The organism is Streptomyces sp. NPDC094034, from assembly GCF_040303865.1.
Classification (GTDB): domain Bacteria; phylum Actinomycetota; class Actinomycetes; order Streptomycetales; family Streptomycetaceae; genus Streptomyces.
On record NZ_JBEOUD010000032.1, the window covers coordinates 1 to 22,350 of the forward strand.

The window sequence follows — 22,350 nt, forward strand, 5'->3', positions numbered from 1 at the left end:
CCTCCACACCTACAACCACCACCGCAGCCACACCGCACTCGCAGGCCAGCCCCCGATCAGCCGCGTAAACAACGCTGCGGATCAATACACCTAGGTCCTAGCCGGGTCGGTACGAGGTGATCAGCCGGGCGAGATGCCTACCCGCCGTTCGCAGCGGCTCGTCGCTCCTGGACACCTGAGCCGCGAACTCGGCGCCCTCCAGCGTGCTGATCACCGTATGGCCCAGGTCCTGGGCGTCCTTGTCGGGGATCCCGGCGCGGCGCAGCGCGTCGGTCACGAGCCCGCGCCAGTGCGCGAAGGCCAGCGCGGCGGCCCGCTGGATGTCGGGTGCGCGGCCGGCCGTTCCCAGGGCGGTGGCCGTGACCGGGCAGCCGTCGATCCAGTCGGAGGCGCGCAGGCCGCTCGCGAGACTTTCGGCGCAGGCGACGACCGCCCGCGCCGGGTCCGGTTCGCCGGCCAGCACCTCGCGCAGGATCGTGGCGAACTCCCGGTCGCCGTGCTCGATCGCGGCGACGGCCAACTCCTGCTTCCCGCCGGGGAAGAAGTGGTAGATGGAGCCCAGTGTGGCGTTGGCCTCCTGGGCGATCTGCTTGATCCCGGCCCCGTCGTACCCCTGTCGCTGCATCAGTCGCGAGGCGGCCCTGACGACGCGTTCGCGGGTGCCGAGGGTGGCCCCCGGAACGCCGTCCGAGTGGTGCCGAGCGGTGGTCTTCATCGGATCAGGCTATCGGGTGGAGCGTTCGTTCCAGTGCCTGCGCCGACGAGGAGGGGGGTCCGACCACGGGCGGAGCGACTCTGAGTCCCCCAGACACTGACTCCACTCCCGCCGACCCTGACTCCGGCGGACCCTGACCCCGGCGGGCCCTGGGGTGGGGCGGGAGTCAGGGGCGGGTCGACCCGTGGTCTGACGCGCCGGTCCGGCCGCTCGCCTAGCGTCTGGGCCATGAAGCGACTTCACCGTACGGCGACCGCCGCGGCACTCGCGCTCCCGGTCGTCGCGGCAGGTACCGCCTCGGCGCTACCAGCACCCGTACCCGTCACCGCGCCCGCCACGCCCGGTTCCGTCGCCAGGGCCGAGACGCCCCAACTGCCCCGGCCCACCGGCCCGTACGCGGTCGGCCGGCACTCGCTGCACCTCACGGACCCGTCCCGCCCCGACCCCTGGGTACCGGAAGCGGGCGCGCGTGAACTGATGGTCACCCTGTACTACCCGGCGCGGGCCGGTACGGGCACGCCGGCCCGGTACGCCACCGCCGAGGAGATCCGGCTGCTCCTTGAGTTCCAGAACCTGGACGCCACCGTTCCGCCGGAGACCCTGAGCGCGACCGGCGTACACAGCCGTGTCAACGCCCGCCCCTCAGAAGGCGGTTCGCATCCCCTAGTGGTGCTCTCCCCTGGCTTCAGCGTCTCCCGCTTCACCCTCACCGCCCTCGCGGAGGATCTGGCGAGCCGCGGGTATGTGGTCGCCGCCCTGGACCACGCCTACGAGTCCGCGGGCGCGGCCTTCCCGGGCGGCCGGATGCTGACCTGTGTCGCCTGCGACACGATCAAGGAGGCCGAGGACTACGGCGTCGCCACCACGGTCCGCGCCCAGGACGTGTCGTTTCTCCTGGACCGGCTGACCGGGAGCTCGCCGGCCTGGCGGTACGCGCACATCATCGACAGGAAACGGATCGGCATGGCCGGCCACTCGCTCGGGGGCGCGAGCGCGGGATCCGCCATGGCGGGCGACAGCCGCGTCCGGGCCGGCATCAACATGGACGGGTCCTTCCATGGTTCCGTGCCCCCCGAAGGGCTCGACGGCCGCCCCTTCATGATGCTGGGCACCGAAGCACTCCACCATCCCGGCGGCGAGGACGACAGCTGGGACACGGCCTGGGAGCACCTGGACGGCTGGAAGCGCTGGCTGACCCTCGCGGGCGCGGACCACTTCACCTTCACCGACGCGCCGTTGCTCGCCGAAGCATTCGGACTGCCCGCGCCGGAGCTCTCCGCCGAGCGCTCGATCGACCTCACCCGCGCGTACGCCAGTGCCTTCTTCGACCAGCATCTGCGGGGCATCCCGAGGTCCCTGCTGGACGGCCCGACGGCGGCCAACCCGGAGGTGCGGTTCAACAACCCCTGAGGGGTGAGGGAAAGCGCGAGCACGGGGCCGGGAGGTGCGCGTCAGTGGGGGGTGAGCACCATCCGGAAGCGGGCGGCGCCGGAGAGCATCCGGTCGTACGCCTCGGCCGTCCGGTCCAGCGGCAGGACCTCGGTCATCGGGCGGATCCCGTGCAGGACACTGAACTCCATGGTGTCCTGCACGTCCTCAGCGGTGCCCGAGGGATGGCCGCGGATGATCCTGCCGCCCTGCAGGAGCTGGCCCGAGGCGATGCTCATCGGCTCGGGGGCCGCGCCGATGAGGACCAGCTCACCCCGGTGGGACAGCCCGTCCACGGTCGCCGCGACGGCTTCGGCGTTGGCGGCGGTGGCGAGGACCACCTTGGCGCCGCCGAGTGACCGCAGCGCGTCCGCGACCGGGGTGTCCGCCGTACTGTCGATGTAGTGGTGCGCCCCGAGCTCTCTGGCGAAGTCCTCCTTGGCGGCCCCGCGGGCGATGGCCACGGTCTCGAAGCCCATCGCGACGGCGTACCGCACCCCCAGATGGCCGAGACCGCCGATGCCCAGCACGGCGACCCGATCGCCCGGCCGCGCGGAGCTGCGCCGCAGTCCGTTGAACGTGGTCACCCCCGCGCAGGCCATGGGACCCGCGTCCGTCGCCGCCAGCCCGTCGGGGATCCGGGCCAGGGCGTCGGCCGGGGCGATGACCGACTCGGCGAAACCGCCGTCGTACGTCCATCCGGGGACCTTCAGGTTCTCGCACACGATGAAGTCGCCCTGCCGGCACGGCACACAGTGGTGGCAGCTGCCGCCGAACCACCCCACCGTCACGCGCTCCCCCACCCGCCGGGTGCTTTGCGTCCCCTCGCCCAACTCCTCGATCCGTCCGGCGATCTCATGCCCGGGGACCACCGGAAACCGTACGCCGGGGAACAGGGCGTCCACGAAAGCGCTGTCGCTGTGACAGACCCCGCAGGCGTCCACGGCCAACCGCACCTGTCCCGGCCCGGGCCGCGCCACCTCACGCTCGGCCAACTCGAACGGCCCGCCGGCGGTGGTGACCTGCGCGACTCGATAGGTGCTCATCTGGATCACTCCGGGGGTACGGAGGGGTACGGACCTGACGCCCCCCGAACCAGCAGACCAGCTCGGCCCCGGTCACGCGCGCCGAGTGAAGCAGGCGAGTTCCCCGGTGGCGGGCCGACGGGGGATCGGCGCGCGGGCCGCCGCCGGAACGTGGGTCCCGGTCCCGTGGGTCCCGGCCTCGCGGGGCCCGCTCCTTGTCCCGGTCCCTGTCTCCGTCAGGCCAGGCTGTCGCGCCAGGCTCGATGGAGACCCGCGAAACGGCCCGTGCCGGCGATCAGGTCCGCGGGGGCGCCGTCCTCGACGACGCGGCCGTGCTCCATCACCAGCACCCGGTCCGCGATCTCGACCGTCGACAGACGGTGCGCGATGACCACCGCCGTACGGCCGCGCAGGACCGTGTCCATCGCGCGCTGGACCGCGCGCTCGCCCGGGATGTCGAGGGAACTGGTCGCCTCGTCGAGGATCAGGACCGCCGGATTCGCCAGCAGCGCGCGGGCGAAGGCGACCAGTTGGCGCTGGCCCGCGGAGATGCGGCCACCGCGCTTGCGTACGTCCGTGTCGTAGCCGTCGGGCAGGCCGCTGATGAACTCATGGGCGCCGATGGCCTTCGCCGCGCGTTCGATGTCCTCGCGGGAGGCGTCCGGGCGGCCCAGGGCGATGTTCTCGGCGACCGTGCCGGAGAACAGGAACGCCTCCTGGGTCACCATCACCACTCCGCGCCGCAGCTCGGGGGTGTCCAGCTCGCGCAGATCGACGCCGTCGAGGAGGATCCGGCCCTCCGTCGGGTCGTAGAACCGCGCCAGCAGCTTCGCCAGCGTCGATTTGCCGGCGCCCGTCGAACCCACGACCGCGACCGTCTGGCCCGCCGGGATCGTCAGGTCGAAGCGGGGCAGGACCTCGCCGCCCGTGCGGTACGCGAAGCCCACCCCGTCGAAGACGGCCTCCCGGCCCGGGAACTCGCCGGTGAGCGCGGGCAGCGTCCGGGGGTTCGACGCCTCGGGCACCGAGGGAGTCTGGGCCAGCAGACCCGCGATCTTCTCCATCGAGGCCGCCGCCGACTGGTACGAGTTGAGGAACATCCCCAGCCGGTCGATCGGGTCGTACAGCCTGCGCAGATAGAGCACCGCCGCGGCCAGCACACCCAGCGCGAGCGTGCCGTCCGCCACCCGGTAGGCGGCCCACAGGACGATCGCGGCGACGGCGGTGTTGGCGACGAACCGGGAGCCGACCACATAACGGGCCATCTCCAGCAGCGCGTCGCCGTTGCTGCGCTCATGGCGGTGGTTGAGCGCCCGGAAGTCCCTGTCATTGGCGCGCTCGCGGCGGAACGCCTGCACCGGCCTGATGCCGTTCATCGTCTCCGCGAACTTCACGATCACGGCCGCGATCGCCGTGGAGCGCAGGCCGAAGACGATCCCCGCCCGCCGCTGGTAGAGCCTCACCAGCAGATACAGCGGTACGAAGGAGAGCACCGCCAGCGACCCGATGCCCACGTCCAGATAGAGCAGCATCGCCGAGATGTAGGCGAAAGCCAGCACCACCCCGATCAGTTCCTGGAGACCCTCGCCGAGCAGCTCGCGCAGTGACTCCACATCGGTCGTCGACCGGGAGATCAGCCGCCCGGACGTGTAGCGCTCGTGGAAGTCCAGGCTCAGCGCCTGGGCGTGGCGGAAGATCCGGCCGCGCAGATCGAGCAGTACATCCTGGTTGACCCGGGCCGAGACCCGGATGAAGGCGTACTGGAACGCCCCCGAGCCCACCGCGCAGATCAGATACCCCGCTCCGACGGCGTACAGCGGCCCGTTGTCGCCGTCGCGGAAGGCGGGCACACCGCGGTCGATGGCGTACGCGACGATCAGCGGGCCCGCCTGGGAGGCGGCCTGCTGGAGCAGCAGGAGCAGCGCGGCCAGCGCGACCCGTCCGCGCCTGACCTTCAGCAGGGACCGCAGCAGGGCGCCGGTCGCACCGGGGGGCGCGGGCAGGGCGTCCTGGCCGAACGGGTCGTCGGCCTCGGCAACGTGGGCCTCGGCGGCGCGGGTCCCGGCGGCGTGGGTCCCGGCGGCGTGGGTCTTGACGGCATCGGGCGCGGCCGGTGGCGCGGGGGAGTCCTGGCGACCCGGCTCGATCGGGCCGTTCGCGTCCGGGCCCGGCGCGCCCTGGCCCGTGGTGGTCGACGTCGTCATCGGATGCTCTCCTCAACAGGCCCGGAAGCGGCTCCGGCTTCGGCTCCGGCACCGGCTTCCGCTGCGGCTCCGGATCCGGCCCCGGGGTTCCGTGCCGCCCCGGACATCAGCCACGCGTACTCCTCGCTGCTCCGCAGCAGCTCCTGATGGGTGCCGACCGCGGCGATCCGGCCACCCGATATCAGTGCCACCCGGTCGGCGAGCAGCACCGTGGACGGCCGGTGCGCCACCACCAGCGCCGTGGTCTCCCGGAGCACCTGCCGCAGCGCGGCCTCCACCAGCGCTTCCGTATGCACGTCCAGCGCGGACAGCGGATCGTCGAGCACGAGGAAGCGCGGCCGGCCGACCACCGCCCGTGCCAGCGCCAGCCGTTGGCGCTGGCCGCCGGAGAGGCTGTGTCCCTGCTCGCCGACCTCCGTCCCGGTCCCCCGTGGCAGACCCTCGACGAACCCCGCCTGGGCCACGTCCAGCGCGCGCCGCAGCGCGTCCTCGTCGGCGTTCTCCGCGCCCATCAGCACGTTCTCGCCGGCGGTCGCCGAGAACAGCGTCGGCTCCTCGAACGCCACCGACACCAGCTCCCGCAGCCGCTCGCGCGGCATCAGCGCGATGTCCTCGCCGTCCAGCGTGATCCGCCCGGCGGTCACTTCGTGCAGTCGTGGTACGAGGGCGGTCAGCGTGGTCTTGCCCGAACCGGTGGCCCCGACGATGGCCATCGTCTCGCCGTGGCCGACGCGCAGATCGATACCGTCCAGGACGGGCGTGGAGCCCGCCTCGGCGTCCGGGTAGCGGAACGAGACGCCCTCGAAGCGCAGCCCGCGCCCGTCCCTGTCCCCGGCCCCGTGATCCGAGGTCCGCGCGGACGCGCTCCCCGGCGCGTTCTCCTCTTCCTCCCGTACGTCCATGACCTCGAAGAACCGCTCGGTCGCCGTCGCGGACTCCTGGCTCATCGCGAGCAGGAACCCGATCGACTCCACCGGCCACCGCAGCGCCAGCGCCGTCGACAGGAAGGCGACCAGCGTGCCGGTCGAGAGTCCGCCGTCCGCGACCTGGATCGTGCCCAGCACCAGCGCGGCGGCGACGGCCAGTTCGGGAATGGCCATGATCACGGCCCAGATGCCCGCCAGCAGCCGCGCCTTCTCCAGCTCTGTCGCGCGCAGCCGCCGCGTGAGCGCTTGGAACGCGAGGGACTGGCTGCGGTGGCGGCCGAAACCCTTGATGATCCGGATGCCGAGCACACCCTCCTCGACCACCGTCGTCAGATCGCCCACTTGGTCCTGCGCCCGGCGCGCGACCAGCGCGAACCGCGACTCGAAGTACGAACAGACGATGACCAGCGGTACCACCGGGATCATCAGCACCAGCCCGAGCGACCAGTCCTGGATCAGCAGGATCAGAAAACCCACCAGGATCGTCGTCGCGTTGACCAGCAGAAACGTCAGAGGGAACGCCAGGAACATCCGCAGCAGCATCAGGTCCGTCGTGCCGCGCGACAGCAGCTGACCCGATGGCCACCGGTCATGGAACGCCACCGGCAGCCGTTGCAGATGCCGGTAGAGATCCGCCCGCATCGCCGCCTCCACACCGGCCAGCGGTCGCGCGACCAGCCATCGGCGGAAACCGAAGAGGACCGCCTCGACGATTCCCAGCATCAGCAGGAGCAGCGCCCCGAGCCAGATGCCTCCGGTGTCCCGGTCCGCGACAGGACCGTCCACCATCCACTTCAGAACGAGGGGGAACACCAGCCCGAGACAGGATGCGACGATCGCGACGAACGCCGCACTGAACAGACGTATCCGCACCGGGCGTACATACGGCCACAGCCGCAGCAGAGAGCGAACGGAGGACCGGTTCCTGGTGGCTGCATGTGTGTCGGACATCAGGGGCGAGCCTACGGTTCACCACTGACATCGCTCATGTGGTTTTCCCCTCACCCCCGCACTCTGAGGAGCAGCACCGCCCGCGCCGGGACCGTGACCGCCGCGCCGCCCTCGTACACCGTGCCCGGCGCCCGCGTCTGCTCCTCCCGCGTGGTGTCGACCACCAGCTCGTACGCGCGCGCCCAGGGCGCCCCCGGCAGCACGAACTCCACCGGCCGGCCGGCCGCGTGCAGGATGGTCAGGAAGCTGTCGTCCGTGATCTTCTCGCCGCGCGCGTCCCGGCCCGGGATGTCCCGCCCTGACAGGAAGAGCCCGAGCGTCGAGGCCGGCGCGTACCAGTCCTCCTCCGTCATCTCCGAGCCCCGGCGGGTGAACCACGCCAGGTCGCGCAGCCCGTCCGGGCCCTGTGGGCGGCCGGAGAAGAACGCGCGGCGGCGCAGTACGGGATGGGCGTGGCGCAGGGCGAGCAGCCGGGCGGTCAGCGCGTGCAGCTCCTGCCCGCCGGGGCTCTCCAGCAGCGACCAGTCCAGCCAGCTGACCGGGCTGTCCTGGCAGTACGCGTTGTTGTTGCCGCGCTGCGTGCGGCCCATCTCGTCGCCCGCGACCAGCATCGGCACGCCCGTCGAGACCAGCAGTGTGGTGAGCAGATTGCGTGACTGCCGTCGGCGCACGGCGTTGACCGCTGCGTCGTCCGTCTCGCCCTCCACTCCGCAGTTCCAGGCGCGGTTGTTGGACGTCCCGTCCCTGTTGCCCTCGCCGTTGGCCTCGTTGTGCTTGCGCTCGTACGACACCAGATCGCGCAGCGTGAAGCCGTCGTGCGCGGTGACGAAGTTGATCGAGGCGTACGGCCGCCGGCCGCCCCACGCGTACAGATCGCTGGACCCGGACAGCCGGTAGCCGAGATCCCGCACGTCGGGCAGGGCACCGCGCCAGAAGTCCCGCACGGCGTCGCGGTAGCGGTCGTTCCACTCCGTCCACAGCGGCGGGAACGAACCGACCTGATAGCCGCCGTTGCCCACGTCCCAGGGCTCCGCGATCAGTTTCACCCGGCGCAGCACCGGGTCCTGGGCGATCACCGCGAGGAACGGCGAGAGCATGTCGACGTCGTGCATGGAGCGCGCCAGGGCCGCCGCCAAGTCGAAGCGGAAGCCGTCGACGCCCATCTCCGTGACCCAGTAGCGCAACGAGTCGGTGATCAGCCGCAGCACCTGGGGCTGGACCACATGGAGGGTGTTGCCGCAGCCGGTGTAGTCCGTGTATCTGCGCGCGTCGGCGGGCAGCCGGTAGTAGCCGCGGTTGTCGATGCCGCGCAGGGACAGGGTCGGCCCCTGCTCCCCGCCCTCCGCGGTGTGGTTGTAGACCACGTCGAGGATGACCTCTATCCCCGCGGCGTGCAGCGCCCGCACCATCTCCTTGAACTCCGCGACCTGCTGTCCGCGCGTGCCGCTCGCCGCGTAGCCGGCGTGCGGCGCGAAGTAGCCGATGGAGTTGTAGCCCCAGTAGTTGCGCAGCCCGCGCCGCAGCAGATGGTCCTCATGCGCGAACTGGTGTACGGGCAGCAGCTCCACCGCCGTCACCCCGAGCCGCCGCAGATGGCCGATGGCCGCCGGATGCGCGAGACCCGCGTACGTACCGCGCAGCTCCTCGGGGATCCCCGGGTGGAGTTTGGTGAAGCCCCGCACATGCAGCTCATAGATGACCGAATCGGCCCAGGGTGTCTTGGGCCGGCGGTCGTCGGCCCACTCGTCGTCGGGCGCCGAATCATGGACGACGACCCCCTTGGGGACGTACGGGGCGGAGTCACGGCTGTCCCGTACGGTGTCGGCCACCTCCCGCTGCGGCCAGTCCCGCACATGGCCGTAGACCTCCGGGGGCAGCGCGAAGTCTCCGTCCACCGCGCGGGCGTACGGGTCGAGCAGCAGCTTCGCCGGATTCCAGCGGGCGCCCGTCCAGGGGTCCCAGCGGCCGTGCACCCGGAATCCGTACCGCTGTCCCGGCCGGATGCCGGGCACGAAGCCGTGCCAGATCTCATGGGTCAGCTCGGTCAGCGACAGCCGGGTCTCGGCGCCGCTGTCGTCGAAGAGACAGACCTCGACCGCCTCGGCGCCGCCCGCCCAGAGCGCGAAGTTGGTGCCCGCCACGCCGTCGGGGCCCACTCGGTAGCGCGCTCCCAGCGGCGTCGGCGCGCCCGGCCAGACCACGGGCCCCGGGACGGCGGGCTCGCGGCGGCGGCCATTTCCCTCGACGCCGGGTCCGATGCCCGTTCCGGGGCCCGTTCCAGGGCCGGTTCCAGGGCCGGTTCCGACGCCGGTTGTGATGCCCTTCGCCCCGCCCTCCTCCTTCCGGCTCTCCTGCACTGCCCTCTGCTCGGCTGCGCTCGCCACTGACCGGCCTCCCGCGGCTCGTCGGCCTCGCGGATCGGGCGCACGACGTCCCGGTCGTGGCTCCCCTCGCGTGGTCCTCCCACCTGTTCTGCCCGCAAGAGGGCCCACCCTCACGTTTCCACCGGAGGGGCGTGGTCGTTGGGCGGGACGTGAGACACGTACTGAAGCGGACAGGGCCCAAGCGGGCAGGGACCGGCGTGGCCGCCGTTCTGACATGGGCAGGACTGATGACCGGGCTGCTGGCCGGCCTGGCGGGATGCACAGGCACCGAGTCGTTCACGGAGGGCAAGTCGCGCGCTCCCGGGGACACGATCCGGATCACCCCAGAGGACGGAGCGAAGGGCATCGGCCGGTCCGACCCGATCGAGGTGCGGGTCCCGGACGGCCGGCTGGAGCGCGTCAAGGTCGTACAGGTGGAGGACGCGCAACCCACCGAGCTGCGCGGACGGATCTCCGCGGACGGCCGGTCCTGGACGCCGGAGAGCGGCGCGCGGATCGCGCTCGCCGCCAAGTACAGCGTCGACGCCGTGGCCGTGGACGGCGCGGGGCGCCGCTCGGCGCGCCACTCCACCTTCACGACGGCGGTCCCCACCGACCGGTTCATCGGCTACTTCTCCCCGGAGAACCGTGCCACCGTCGGGACCGGCATGATCATTTCCTTCGACTTCAACCGGAGGATCCAGGACCGCGAGGCCGTCGAGCGCGCCATCACCGTGACGGCGGACCCGCCGGTCGACATCGCCGGGCACTGGTTCGGCCATGACCGGCTCGACTTCCGGCCGCGCGAGTACTGGGAGCCGGGCACGGAAGTCACGATCGAGCTGGCCCTGCGGGACGTCCAGGCCGCGCCGGGGGTGTTCGGCATCCAGGAGAAGACCGTCGGCTTCACCATCGGCCGCTCCCAGGTCTCGGTGGTCGACGCCGAGGAGCACACCATGGAGGTACGGCGCGGCGGCGAGCTGGTCTCGACCGTGCCGATCACCGCGGGCGCGGCCAAGACCACCACCTACAACGGGAAGATGGTGGTCACCGAGTTGTACGACGTCACCCGCATGAACGGCAGGACGGTCGGCTTCGGCGGCGAGTACGACATCAAGGACGTGCCGCACGCGGTACGGCTCACCACGTCCGGGACGTTTCTGCACGGCAACTACTGGGCGCCCGCCGACACGTTCGGCTCCCAGAACGTCAGCCATGGCTGTGTCGGGCTGCGGGACGTGAAGGGCGGCGGCCCCGACACCCCGGCCGGCTGGTTCTTCGACCGGACCCTGATCGGCGATGTCGTGGAGGTGGTCAACTCCCATGACCGTACGGTCGCACCCGACAACGGTCTCGGTGGCTGGAACCTCGACTGGAAGCGCTGGAAGGCGGGTTCGGCCCTCACCGCGGGGTCGGGCTCCACCGCCGACTGAAGCCGTGGGGCCCCGAAGTCCCGAGGCCGCGAAGCCCCGAGGCCGCGAGGCCGCGATGTCCCGAAGCCCCGAAGCCCCGGAGCCGCGACCGTCGTTGGCCAACGCTTCGGCGGAGCTCCCCGGGGACCCGGACCGGCCGGCCCCTCGTACGGCCCGTATGACCTGCACCGTCCCGGCCTGTTGGGACGGAATGGTGACAGACGCGAGAGCGCCGTAAGGCTCGCGGTGTGATTATCTGTCGCGAGCGCGTGCACTCGACGCGCGGGAGTGCGGGCCGTGGCGGGGCCAGGCCGTGCGAGGGGAGACGACCGAAGTGAATGGGCTGCCGATATCGGGGACATCGGCCGGTTCGGACCGGGCGCCGCGGGGCGAGAGTCCGGAGCGGCGAACGGGACGGCGAACGGGACGAAGCGGAAACGGCGGAACGGGGCTGCTGGCACTGATGCTCGGTGCGCTCCTCCTGGTCGTCACGGCGTGTGGCGGGGGCGAGGGTTCCGGCGCGGGCGACGGTGACAAGAACGGCGAGGGCGCCGGGAAGGTCGAGAACGCGGCGTCGGTGGCCGTCGTGACGATCGCCCCGAAGGACGAGGCGAAGGCCGTCGCGACCACGGGCGCCCTCAAGGTCTCGGCCGACAAGGGCAAGCTGACCACGGTCACCGTCCAGGACGACAAGGGCAATCCGGTCGAGGGCAAGCTGACCGCCGACGGCACGAGCTGGGAGCCGCTCCAGCATCTGGCCGGCGCCACCAAGTACAAGGTGCACGCGATCGCCAAGGACGCGGACGGCCGGGAGTCCGCCAAGGACACCACCTTCACCACGCTCGTCCCGAAGAACACCTTCATCGGCCACTACACGCCCGAGGACGGATCCACGGTCGGGGTCGGCATGCCGGTCTCGATCAACTTCACCCGGGGCATCACCGCGCCCGAGGCGGTGGAGAAGGCCATCACGGTGACGGCGGAGCCTTCCGTACCGATCGAGGGCCACTGGTTCGGCAACGACCGCCTCGACTTCCGCCCCGAGAAGTACTGGGCGCCGGGTACGAAGGTGACCGTGAAACTCAACCTGGACGGTGTCGAGGGCCGCCCCGGGGTCTACGGCGAGCAGGCGAAGTCCGTGCGGTTCACCATCGGCCGCAGCCAGGTCTCCACCGTCGACGCGAGCGCCAAGACGATGAAGGTCGTACGGGACGGCAAGCAGATCAAGAACATCCCGATCACCGCGGGCGCCCCGGCGACCACCACGTACAACGGTCAGATGGTCATCAGCGAGAAGTACGAGGTGACCAGGATGAACGGCGCGACGGTGGGCTTCGGCGGCGAGTACGACATCAAGGACGTGCCGCACGCGATGCGGTTGTCCACCTCGGGCACCTTCGTCCATGGCAACTACTGGGCCTCGGCGGGCACGTTCGGCTCGGCGAATGTCAGCCATGGCTGTGTGGGGCTGCGGGACATCCGCGGCGGCGGGAACAACGGCACTCCGTCGGCGTGGTTCTACAACTCCTCGCTCATCGGTGACGTGGTGATCGTGAAGAACTCGAAGGACAAGCAGATCGCCCCGGACAACGGCCTGAACGGCTGGAACATGTCCTGGTCGGAGTGGATCAAGTAGGCCGTCCGTCGATTTCCACCGCTTTCTCCCGGGAGATACGGGCCCGGTGCGCCGCAGCCGAGCGCACCGGGCCCGGCCGCGTATCGGCGCCGGTTAGCGCCGGTTAACCTGCCCGCATGGCATTCGTGAATCTTGAGGTCTCCGGCGGCGTCGGCACGATCCGGCTCGACCGCCCTCCGATGAACGCACTCGACTCCTCCATCCAGGACCGGCTGCGCGAGCTGGCCGAGGAGGCGGGCCGGCGCGACGACGTACGGTCCGTGATCCTGTACGGCGGCGAGAAGGTCTTCGCGGCAGGCGCCGACATCAAGGAGATGCGGGGGTGGGACCACGCGGCGATGGTTGTGCGCTCCCGGGCGCTCCAGGAGTCGTTCACCGCCGTCGCCCGTATCCCCAAGCCCGTCGTCGCGGCGGTCACCGGCTACGCGCTGGGCGGCGGCTGCGAGCTGGCCCTCTGCGCGGACTTCCGGATCGCCGGGGCCGACGCCAAGCTCGGCCAGCCCGAGATCCTGCTCGGGCTGATCCCGGGCGCCGGCGGTACCCAGCGGCTCGCGCGGCTGGTCGGCCCGTCCCGGGCCAAGGACCTCATCTTCACGGGCCGTCAGGTGAAGGCCGAGGAGGCGCTGGCGATCGGGCTGGTCGACCGGGTGGTCCCGCCGGAGGAGGTGTACGAGCAGGCGCACGCCTGGGCCGCGAAGCTCGCCCAGGGGCCCGCGCTCGCACTGCGGGCCGCCAAGGAGTCGGTCGACGCGGGTCTGGAGACGGATCTGGAGACCGGTCTGACGATCGAACGCAATTGGTTCGCGGGCCTCTTCGCCACGGAGGACCGCGAGCGCGGCATGCGGTCATTCGTCGAGGACGGTCCCGGGAAGGCCAAGTTCCTCTGAAAACAGCCCTGTTGGCCGGAAGCGGGACTCCGCGTCAACCCGGCGCCCGGCTTGGCGCAACCTTAAGAGAACCTTAAGGTTTTTACCGTGATCGCTCTTGGTGATCACCCCATCGCGGGTCGTCATCGCAGGTCAGTGAGTTGTGCAAGCTCCAGTTCTGCCCTTGGCATATGCCGTTCGCGCCCCCTGGAATGACTCATTCCGGGGGGTCGATTCACCCGGAACGGCCCCCCGGAGGGTTCGGGGCGGCCATGATGGGGGACATGGCGGGCCTGGAGGGTGTGGAGCAACCGCGGCAGCGCGGCGACGCTGCCGCCACGCGGTGGATACCGTCCGCCGATGACGAACAGGCGCTCAAGGCGCTGGAATTGTTCGGCAATCCGACAGAGGCGGAAGTCCGTCTGCCCTCCCGCCCCGAATCCGCCCTCGCCGCCCGCCGGATCACCCACGGCGTGGTGCTGAGGCAGTGGGCGCTCTCGCCGGGGACCGCCGAGCACGCCGTGCTGCTCGTCTCGGAACTCGTCGGCAACGCCGTACGGCACACAGGCGCCCGGGTCTTCGGGTTACGGATGCTGCGCCGTCGTGGCTGGATCAGGATCGAGGTGCGGGACCCCTCGCGCGGGCTGCCGTGTCTGATGCCGGTGCACGAGATGGACACCAGCGGGCGCGGCCTCTTCCTGGTGGACCGGCTCTCCGACCGCTGGGGGGTGGATCTGCTGCCGCGCGGCAAGACCACCTGGTTCGAGATGCGGGTCTCCGACCGCCAGCTGCCCTGAAGATGACGACCCGTACGTTCCGTTAAACGGGTCAATCGTCACCTTTCGCCCTCCTTCCCCCTTAAATGGGGGCGTGATCCCGATCGACCGTCGCAGTGCGCTGCGCGCAGGAGCCGGTGCGGCCGTGGCGGGCGCCCTCGCCACCGGCTGTACGGACAGCGCCCCCGCCACGCCCACCGGTTCCGCGTCCGGTCCGCCGCGCGGATCGGACCCCGGATCGAAGCCGGGATCACCGCCAGGACCGTCCGCCGGATCCAGCCCCGGAAGCGGCCGGCCGGCCGCCCGTACCGCGCCCCAGCCACGCCGGTTCCCCGGGCAGAGCGCCGAGATCACGCACGGCCCCCGCGACCGCGCGCGGGTCGCCCTCACCTTCCACGGCCAGGGCGACCCCGCCACCGCCACCGACGTGCTGGGGGAGGCGGAACGCGCCGGGGCCCGGATCACCGTCCTCGCCGTGGGGGGCTGGCTCGACGAACACCCCACCCTCGCCCGCCGGATCCTGGACGGCGGCCACGATCTCGGCAACCACACGCTGCGCCACATCGACATCTCCGAACTGGACGAGGCCGCGGCCTACGCGGAGATCACCGGCTGCGCCCAGCGGCTGCGCAGGCTCACCGGCTCCATCGGCAGCTGGTTCCGCCCCTCCCGAACCCAGCACGCCACCCCGCTCATCCTTCGGCTCGCGCGGAAGGCGGGCTACCCGCACGTCCTGTCGTACGACGTCGACTCCCTCGACTTCACCTCGCCCGGCGCCGCGGCCGTCACCCGCACCGTCACCGGACAGATCCGCAACGGCTCCGTGGTGAGTCTGCACTTCGGCTACGCGGACACGGTCGCCGCGCTGCCCGCCCTCCTCGACGCACTGGAACGCCGCGGCCTGCGCGCGGTGACGACCACGGAGCTGCTGACCTGATGCTTCCCCCCACTCCACGGACCACCGGGCGGCCCGCCCCGATCCCCCCGCGGGCCACCGAGCGGATCACCAGGCGGGCCACCGCCCTGCTGGGGGCCGCCGCCCTCGCCCTGCTCGCGAGCTGCGCGAGCCCGGACACCGAGCAGACGGAGCGGAAGGCGACCAAGGCCGCCGCCCGGCCCGTCGTACCCGAGCGGAGCGTGCCGGCCGGACTGCCGGGCATGCCGCCGGTACAGGACCCCAAGGACATCTACGCCGCCGACCGGCCCGGCATGTTCTCGCCCATCGTGAAGGGCTTCCCGTCCCGGGTGTATGTGCCCAACACCCACTCCGACACCGTCTCGGTGATCGACCCCGCGACCTACAAGGTGATCGAGACCATCGACGTCGGCAGACAGCCGCAGCATGTCGTGCCCTCCTGGGACCTGAAGACCCTCTGGGTCAACAACAACCGCGGCCATACGCTCACTCCGATCGACCCCGCCACCGGTAAGGCGGGCGAGCCGGTCGACGTACACGATCCGTACAACCTCTACTTCACGCCCAACGGCAGATACGCCATCGTCATGGCCTCGCTCGACCGTCAGCTGGTCTTCCGTGATCCGCACACCATGAAGGTGAAGAAGACCGAGCCGGTCACCTGCGCGGGCGTCAACCACGCCGACTTCTCGGCGGACGGCCGGTACTTCATCGTCTCGTGCGAGTTCTCCGGTGAACTCCTCAAGGTCGACACGGAGCGGATGAAGGTCATCGCCCAGCAGAAGCTGCCCTTCCAGGGAGCCATGCCGCAGGACGTGAAGATCTCGCCGGACGGCAAGACGTTCTACGTCGCCGACATGATGGCGCACGGCGTGTGGGTGCTGAACGGGGAGAAGTTCACCACCCCGAAGCTGCTGCCGACGGGCGAGGGATGCCACGGCCTGTATGTCAGCCGGGATTCGAAGGAGATGTACATCTCCAACCGCGGCGAGGGCACCATCTCCGTCTTCGACTTCGCGAAGAACAAGCTGGCGAAGAAGTGGCATCTGCCGGACGGCGGCAGCCCCGACATGGGGGGCGTCTCGGCGAACGGCAAGGTCCTGTGGCTGGCGGGGCGTTACGACTCCGAGGTGTACGCGATCGACACGCGCAGCGGTAAGCAGATCGCCCGGATCCCGGTCGGAGGCGGCCCGCACGGACTCGCGGTCTACCCGCAGCCCGGCCGCTACTCGCTGGGGCACACGGGAGTCTTCCGCTGACGCGGAGTTGACATCGAGTGGACGCCAACTCGTACGCGCGCAGGCAAGGTTGTGGGCCGACACGCCCCTGAACGGGTGACGGTCCACGGCCTGCCGCCGTACAGCGTGGAGGGTGCACCCCATGATCACTTCTCGCTCACGGCGGCGCGCCGCCGCCGTCGCCCTGTCCGTCACCGCCGTCCTGATCCCGGCCTCCGCCACCGAGGCCGCGTCCACGGCGACCCGGACCTCCGCCGGGGCCGCCCCGGTCACCTCCGCCCCGGTCACGTCCGGTCCCGTCACGTCCGCCCCCGCGCGCGCTTCCTTCAAGGCCGCGGAGAGCTGTCCCCGCGTCGACGACCCGATCTTCGCCGCGGCGGACCGTACGGTCGAGGTGGAGCGGATCACCCCGACGCCCGCCTGGCGCACCGACTGCCGGCAGCTCTACCGCGCCGACAGCCGGAAGCCGGAGGTGATCTTCGAGCAGGGCTTCCACCCGAAGGCGCCGCTGGACGGGCAGTACGACGTGGAGAAGTACGTCCTGGTCAACCAGCCCTCGCCGTATGTCTCCACCAGCTATGACCACGACCTGTACAAGCAGTGGTACAAGAGCGGCTTCAACTACTACATCGACGCCCCCGGCGGTATCGACGTCAACAAGACGATCGGCGACACCCACAAGTGGGCCGCGCAGGCGGAGGTCGCCTTCCCCGGCGGGATCTCGCGGGAGCGGATCGTCGGTGTCTGCCCGGTCGACAAGGTGAAGAAGACCGAGATCATGTCGGAGTGCCTGGACAATCCGCACTACCAGCCGTGGCGCGGCTGACCGGCGCCGCCAGGTAGTCGGCCGGCCCGGCCTTCTTCGGAACGCCCGCACATCGCGGGCGTTCCTTGGCGTCGAGCTTCGGGCGTCGGGCTTCGGGCGTCCGGTGACCCGCGTGCGCTGGGCCTGTGAGGAGATACCTCCCTGGGCTGCCGCCGTTCGGATGAACGTGTACGGATAATCTGACCCCGTTAGTACGGCAATACGAAGGGGCGGAACAGTGGCGGACATTGACGACGCGCGCACGGCGTTCGAGCGGTTCGACGCGAACGGCGACGGGCTCATCACGGCGGCGGAGTACAAGAGCGTGATGGCGCAGCTCGGCGACTTCCATGTGACCGAGACCGTGGCGCAGGCCGTGATCAACGCGCACGACGGAAACGGTGACGGGCTGCTGACGTTCGACGAGTTCCTGGCCTCGCGCAAGAGCTGAACGGGGCACGCGGCGGTGCGGCGCGGTGGCGGCCGGGACGACCCGGGCCATCAGCCGCACGCCCCGCTCGCGTTGCCGCAGGACGCGCCGGGCAGAGATGATCAAGCCGTGATATATCCGGGTTCGTCCGTTGAAGAAGCCACCGGCTCGGCCGGCCGCAGGGCCGCCCTCATAGCCGGCGGCGTCCTGTTCGCCGCGCTGGTCGTCCTGCTCGGTGCGGGCCTGGCCTCGCGCGGGACCGGCGAACTGCGCATACCCGGCGCGGGCGGCACCACCGCGCTGCGCGTCGCCGTCTTCGCCGGGCTCGCGCTCCACCTCGGCGAGCTGGCCGGTGCCCGGTTCGCCGGTTCCGGCCCCGTGCCACGCCGCTGGGCGCTCGCCGCCGCGCTGACCGGGGCCGCCGCCTCGGCGGGACAGATCATCCTGCTCGCGTCCGTGAGCGGCCTCGACATCACCGCGGTGTACGGCACCGTCGAGGGCCGCCTCTTGCTCTTCATGGCCAACGGTTTTCTGCTGGCGGCCGGCTGTGTCGCCGTGAACCGCCCCTTGGCGGCCCTCGCGCCCCTGGCCGTGGTCGTCGGCGCGGAGGCCCTGCGGGCGCACCCGGAGCCGTACACCCCGATGCTGGGCACCGCCCTCACCGTCGTCCATCTGACCGCGGCCTCGCTGTGGACCGGCGGGCTGCTGTACGTACTGCGCACGATGTGGCTGCGCCGGAGCGATCCGGCCGATGCCCGCCAGGTGCTCGGCCGTTACGCCCGGCTCGCCGGCTGGCTCTTCGCCGCGCTCGCCGCGACCGGAACGCTCTCCACCCTCCGCAGGCTCCCGGTCGACGTCGTGATCAGCACGGCGTACGGCCGGGTGCTCATCGCCAAACTGCTGCTGGTCGCGGTCGTGAGCGGACTCGCCCTGACCGCCAGACGGCGGCTGCGCGGCGGCGCGGACGCGGGGCCTCCCGCCCGTGCCGAACTGGCCGTGCTGGCGGTGATCGTCCTGTTGTCGGCGATCCTGACGGTGGTCCCCGACCCGCACTGGCTCAGCACCCGCTGACGGGCTGTCCGACGATTCCCGGATCCGCCGTCCGCGACGCCGCCCGGGACCCCGTCCGGGACCGTCGCCCGGGTCCGGCGGTTCGCCGGGTCCGCCGGGCCGCTGGTCCGGTCCGTCAGGCGTCGAAGCGGTGGCGGGAGGCCTCGATATGGCCGAGGTATCGATGGGTCCAGTCGCACATTCCGTCGACCGTCTCCCGCAGCCCCCGCCCCGGCTCGGTCAGGGTGTACTCGACCCGCGGCGGCACGGTGGGGTGCACCGTCCGTTCGACCAGCCCGTTGCGCTCCAGCATGCGCAGGTTCTGGGTGAGCATCTTGTGGCTGATGCCCTCGATCTCCTGGCACAACTCGCTGAAGCGCAGGGTGTGGTCACCGAGGGACTCGATGATCAACAACGCCCACTTGTTGGCGACGTCCGAGAAGATCTCCCGCGCCAGGGAGTCCGCGCGCGTCAAGTCGGCTTCGTCGGGCGAGCCCGTGTACTCCTTGGTCACCATCAGGTTCCCCAGTCACCGAAAAGTGCGTTCTTCCATGTCAGCGTTGACTCTCCTACGGTTCTCAACTAACCACAAGAGACCACGGGCCACCGGGCTCGTGACAAGGAGGCGCGTGACATGGCCATCACCCTGGTAGATCCCAGCGGGTTGCCGAAGATCGATGTCTACCGGCAGGTGTCGATCGCGACCGGATCGAAGCTGGTCTTCATCGCCGGGCAGGTCGCCTGGGACGCGGACGGGAAGACGGTCGGCGAGGGCGATCTCGCCGCCCAGGTCGAGCGGTGCTACCTCAACATCGGCACGGCGCTGGCCGAGGCCGGGGGCTCCTTCGACGATGTGGCGAAGCTGACCGTGTACGTCGTCGACTGGACCCCCGACAAGATGCCCCTGTTCCTGGAGGGGGTCGCTCGCGCGTCCGCGAAGCTGGGCACCACCCCCGTACCGCCGGGCACGCTGCTGGGCGTCGCCGCACTGGACGTGCCCGCCCATCTGGTCGAGGTCGAGGCCACCGCGGTCATCGACTGACCATCCGTCCCTGGGGACGCTCTCCGGCGCCGGGCAAGGCATTGGCCCCCGCGACCGCGATCGGGTCACGAGGGCCGACGCCTTGCCGGGGCCCGGGCCTACTTGATGTGGACGAGGCCGTCGGTGGTGATCGTGGGACGGCCGCTGGTACCGACCACGACGATCTTGACGGTGTGTTTGGCGCTGCTGGGCCAGGTCTTGGTCCAGATCGCGTTTCGGTACAGGGTGGCGGTGGACTTCAGGTCGACCGTGGCGACCTTGGCGCCGTCGACATAGACGTATGCCTGGCCGGAGCCGGAGGCGCGGGAGACCACCCAGGCGGCGGAGCGACCGGTGAAGGTCCAGGTGAGACTGGCGTTCTTGGCGGCGCTGGAGTAGGACTTGCCGCCCAGATAGCTGGTGGAGGAGCGGGTGGTCCAGCTGCCGGACTTGACGGCGGAGCTCTCCTGGAGGATCACGGGGGTGTACGCGGGGGAGGACGTGCGGTAGTTGCCGGCGTAGTCGTAGGCCCGCATCGACCAGGTGGTGGCGGTGCCCGACGTGGCGGTCCGGCTGGAACTCGTGGTGGTCGGGCCGAAGGTGGCCGTGGCCGGAGACAGCAGGCTCACCTGACGCAGTGCCTTGTCATCCGCGGCCTTCCAGCCGAGGGTGACCGGGACGGCGGTGGTGTTGACGGTGCCGGTGCGCAGGGAGAGCGTCGGGTTGGTGGTGAAGGTCGGTGCGGTCGTCTCGGCCACGACGCTCAGCGCGGCACTGGTGGCGGTCCTTCCGGACTGGTGTACCGCCCGCACGGCCACGGTGTGGCTGCCCAGGGCCAGGGTGGCGCCGGCCGAGGTGGCGGCTCCCGAGGTGGTGGCGGCGACCTTGCCGTCGACCAGCAGCTCGAAGCTCTTGATGAGCGCGGCCGGTGTGGTCGCCGTCCACTTCACGGTGATGGCGCCCTTGGCGTAGTACGTCGAGCCCGAAAGGGCCGCGCCGTCGACCGAGGTGGCCTTCAGACCCTGCACCGGGCCGCCCGCCAAGGCGCGGATGGCCGGCAGCTGGACGTAGAGGGAACCGCCGGGACACTGGGTGTTGTAGCCGTCACGGTGGCTGGTGATCCGTTGGAAGGTGTACGTGCTGCCCGCGGTGAAGCCGGCGCCGAAGTAGTTCTTCTGGGTGGCGCCGGCGGTGAGCTGGGTGGTCCCGGCCGGGTCGGCGCCGTACTGGCCGAGCTTCCAGGCCGCCACGCGGGCGATGGAGGCGAGCGCGGCGCTGGAGGCATTGGTGGACGTGTGGTCGCCGAGGACGGAGATGCCCGTGGACTCGCGGTTCCAGCCGTAGGCGTGAGCGCCGAGCACCGGCATGTCGACACCGCCCTTGCGGCCCTCGAAGAGGGTGCCGCACTTGTCGACGAAGAAGTTGTAGCCGATGTCCTTCCAGCCGTTGACCTGGACGTGGTACGCGTGGATGCCCCGGACGATCGACGCCGAGTCGGCGCAGGAGTAGTCGTTGGTCCCGGCGGTGTGGTGGACGAACACGGACTTCACGTCCGCGTTGTACTCCGGTGCGTCGGGGCTGATCGACTCGTCCGCGCCCCAGCCGGCGCGCGAGGTGATCGGTGGCCGGGGCACGGTGGACGGCGGCGCCGAGGGTGTGGCGGAGGCGGACGGGCTCGCGGACGCGCTCGCCGTAGCCGTCGGCGAGGGCGAACCCGTAGCGGTAGCCGTCGGCGACAGCGAAGTCGAAGTCGGCGGAGTCGGCGACGTGGAGTCCGCGGCGCCGGGTGTCTCCGCCACGAACGCGGCCGGCTCGGCCGCGCTGCCGCCGGCCTTCATCTCGGCGGTGGTGGCCACCCCCGGGTCGACCAGGTTGACCTGGAGCCCCTTGGGCAGGCCGGAGCTGGTGGTCCCGTCCTCATCGACGACCCGGACCTGGACGCCGTCGGAGGGGCCGACCCACAGCGGCTCGGACGCGCCGCGCGCGTCCGGGCCGGCCTCAGGGGCCGCCACCGGGTTGGCTGCCGCGTCAAGATCCCGCCAGGCGGTCCACTCGCCGGTCTCGCTGTCGCGGGTACGCACCTCAGCGGTGCCGTGCAGCTTCTTGGCGGCGCCCGTCCAGGAGACGCCGAGCAGCGAGAACTGCTGGGTGTCCGTGTTCGGCAGCTCCCGCTTGCCGCTCGCGGTGCTCTTCAGCGTCAGGTCGTAGACCTTCACCGGCCGCTTGGCCCGGCCCTGTGCGCCGGGTTGGCCGGCCGGGTCGGCGACCGCGTAGGTCACCACGCCCCCGCCCCCCAGCACCACCGCACCGAGCGTCAGCCACGCCCGTCGCTTCAGGCTCAGCGGTCTGTACGCATGCGATGTACGACGACTCAAGATGCATCCACCCCAAAGCAGGCCGGAAAGGCCGCAGAAGAAAGTCAGAAGAAAACTGGAGAAAAGTAACGTGGGGCACATACGTCACACGCATGACCCATTCCCACAGCGCACGTCGGTCGGGAATCGTCACGGCCGCGGGGAGAAGAGTGACGGCGATCACTTCGCGGCCGGCTCCGAGATGACGTCCGGAACGCGGTGGTTCCCCCTGTC

18 protein-coding genes are annotated in these 22,350 nt (G+C 71.0%); 11 read left to right on the forward strand and 7 right to left on the reverse strand.

The window, feature by feature from the left end; translation table 11 throughout:
* Positions 1–97: 97 nt before the first annotated feature.
* Positions 98–715: a TetR/AcrR family transcriptional regulator gene (locus ABTZ59_RS25475; protein WP_351416137.1), complete on the reverse strand. Its 618-nt coding sequence runs from the start codon at positions 713–715 to the stop codon at positions 98–100.
* Positions 716–943: 228 nt separating this feature from the next.
* Between ABTZ59_RS25475 and ABTZ59_RS25480 the strand changes: the two genes are divergently transcribed.
* Positions 944–2,125, forward strand: a complete 1,182-nt coding sequence (locus tag ABTZ59_RS25480) for an alpha/beta hydrolase family protein (protein ID WP_351416141.1) — start codon at positions 944–946, stop codon at positions 2,123–2,125.
* A gap of 41 nt (positions 2,126–2,166) precedes the next feature.
* Here the strand turns inward: ABTZ59_RS25480 and ABTZ59_RS25485 are convergent, their stop codons facing one another.
* The 4 genes from ABTZ59_RS25485 to glgX all read right to left on the reverse strand — a co-directional run bounded on the left by ABTZ59_RS25485 (position 2,167) and on the right by glgX (position 9,507).
* Complete coding sequence (locus ABTZ59_RS25485; protein WP_351416148.1) at positions 2,167–3,189, reverse strand: alcohol dehydrogenase catalytic domain-containing protein; 1,023 nt, start codon at positions 3,187–3,189, stop codon at positions 2,167–2,169.
* Positions 3,190–3,404: 215 nt separating this feature from the next.
* Entirely contained in the window at positions 3,405–5,372 is a 1,968-nt protein-coding gene (locus tag ABTZ59_RS25490; RefSeq protein ID WP_351416153.1) for an ABC transporter ATP-binding protein, read from the reverse strand.
* A complete protein-coding gene (locus ABTZ59_RS25495) occupies positions 5,369–7,249 on the reverse strand; it encodes an ABC transporter ATP-binding protein (protein WP_351416157.1) in 1,881 nt (626 codons plus the stop codon). The genes ABTZ59_RS25490 and ABTZ59_RS25495 overlap by 4 nt, the downstream gene beginning before the upstream one ends.
* Positions 7,250–7,299: 50 nt before the next feature.
* Positions 7,300–9,507 carry a glycogen debranching protein GlgX gene (gene glgX, locus ABTZ59_RS25500; protein WP_503003649.1) on the reverse strand — a complete coding sequence of 736 codons (2,208 nt, stop codon included), beginning with the start codon at positions 9,505–9,507 and terminating at the stop codon, positions 7,300–7,302.
* Between the two features lie 353 nt (positions 9,508–9,860).
* Here glgX and ABTZ59_RS25505 point away from each other — a divergent pair, with 353 nt between their 5' ends.
* The 9 genes from ABTZ59_RS25505 to ABTZ59_RS25545 all read left to right on the forward strand — a co-directional run bounded on the left by ABTZ59_RS25505 (position 9,861) and on the right by ABTZ59_RS25545 (position 18,762).
* Positions 9,861–11,045 (forward strand): L,D-transpeptidase, encoded by a 1,185-nt coding sequence (locus tag ABTZ59_RS25505; protein ID WP_351416523.1) that lies wholly within the window; start codon positions 9,861–9,863, stop codon positions 11,043–11,045.
* Positions 11,046–11,358: 313 nt separating this feature from the next.
* Positions 11,359–12,660 (forward strand): L,D-transpeptidase, encoded by a 1,302-nt coding sequence (locus ABTZ59_RS25510; protein WP_503003625.1) that lies wholly within the window; start codon positions 11,359–11,361, stop codon positions 12,658–12,660.
* 116 nt (positions 12,661–12,776) lie between these two features.
* Positions 12,777–13,547 (forward strand): enoyl-CoA hydratase/isomerase family protein, encoded by a 771-nt coding sequence (locus ABTZ59_RS25515; RefSeq protein WP_351416176.1) that lies wholly within the window; start codon positions 12,777–12,779, stop codon positions 13,545–13,547.
* A 263-nt stretch (positions 13,548–13,810) separates the two neighbouring features.
* Complete coding sequence (locus ABTZ59_RS25520) at positions 13,811–14,323, forward strand: ATP-binding protein (RefSeq protein WP_351416181.1); 513 nt, start codon at positions 13,811–13,813, stop codon at positions 14,321–14,323.
* 73 nt (positions 14,324–14,396) lie between these two features.
* Entirely contained in the window at positions 14,397–15,239 is an 843-nt protein-coding gene (locus ABTZ59_RS25525) for a polysaccharide deacetylase family protein (RefSeq protein ID WP_351416188.1), read from the forward strand.
* Positions 15,239–16,477, forward strand: a complete 1,239-nt coding sequence (locus ABTZ59_RS25530; protein ID WP_351416192.1) for a YncE family protein — start codon at positions 15,239–15,241, stop codon at positions 16,475–16,477. Before ABTZ59_RS25525 ends, ABTZ59_RS25530 begins: the two co-directional genes overlap by 1 nt.
* A gap of 121 nt (positions 16,478–16,598) precedes the next feature.
* Complete coding sequence (locus ABTZ59_RS25535; protein WP_351416197.1) at positions 16,599–17,282, forward strand: ADP-ribosyltransferase; 684 nt, start codon at positions 16,599–16,601, stop codon at positions 17,280–17,282.
* A 217-nt stretch (positions 17,283–17,499) separates the two neighbouring features.
* Entirely contained in the window at positions 17,500–17,712 is a 213-nt protein-coding gene (locus tag ABTZ59_RS25540; RefSeq protein WP_351416204.1) for an EF-hand domain-containing protein, read from the forward strand.
* 108 nt (positions 17,713–17,820) lie between these two features.
* Positions 17,821–18,762, forward strand: coding sequence for a CopD family protein (locus ABTZ59_RS25545; protein WP_503003628.1), 942 nt, complete (start codon positions 17,821–17,823; stop codon positions 18,760–18,762).
* A gap of 115 nt (positions 18,763–18,877) precedes the next feature.
* Here the strand turns inward: ABTZ59_RS25545 and ABTZ59_RS25550 are convergent, their stop codons facing one another.
* Complete coding sequence (locus tag ABTZ59_RS25550; RefSeq protein ID WP_351416209.1) at positions 18,878–19,258, reverse strand: winged helix-turn-helix transcriptional regulator; 381 nt, start codon at positions 19,256–19,258, stop codon at positions 18,878–18,880.
* Between the two features lie 117 nt (positions 19,259–19,375).
* On the opposite strand from ABTZ59_RS25550, the gene ABTZ59_RS25555 reads away from it, so the two are divergent.
* Positions 19,376–19,783 (forward strand): RidA family protein, encoded by a 408-nt coding sequence (locus tag ABTZ59_RS25555; protein WP_351416215.1) that lies wholly within the window; start codon positions 19,376–19,378, stop codon positions 19,781–19,783.
* Positions 19,784–19,881: 98 nt separating this feature from the next.
* On the opposite strand, the gene ABTZ59_RS25560 is transcribed toward ABTZ59_RS25555, so the two are convergent.
* Positions 19,882–22,098 (reverse strand): N-acetylmuramoyl-L-alanine amidase, encoded by a 2,217-nt coding sequence (locus tag ABTZ59_RS25560; protein ID WP_351416534.1) that lies wholly within the window; start codon positions 22,096–22,098, stop codon positions 19,882–19,884.
* Between the last annotated feature and the right edge of the window lie 252 nt (positions 22,099–22,350).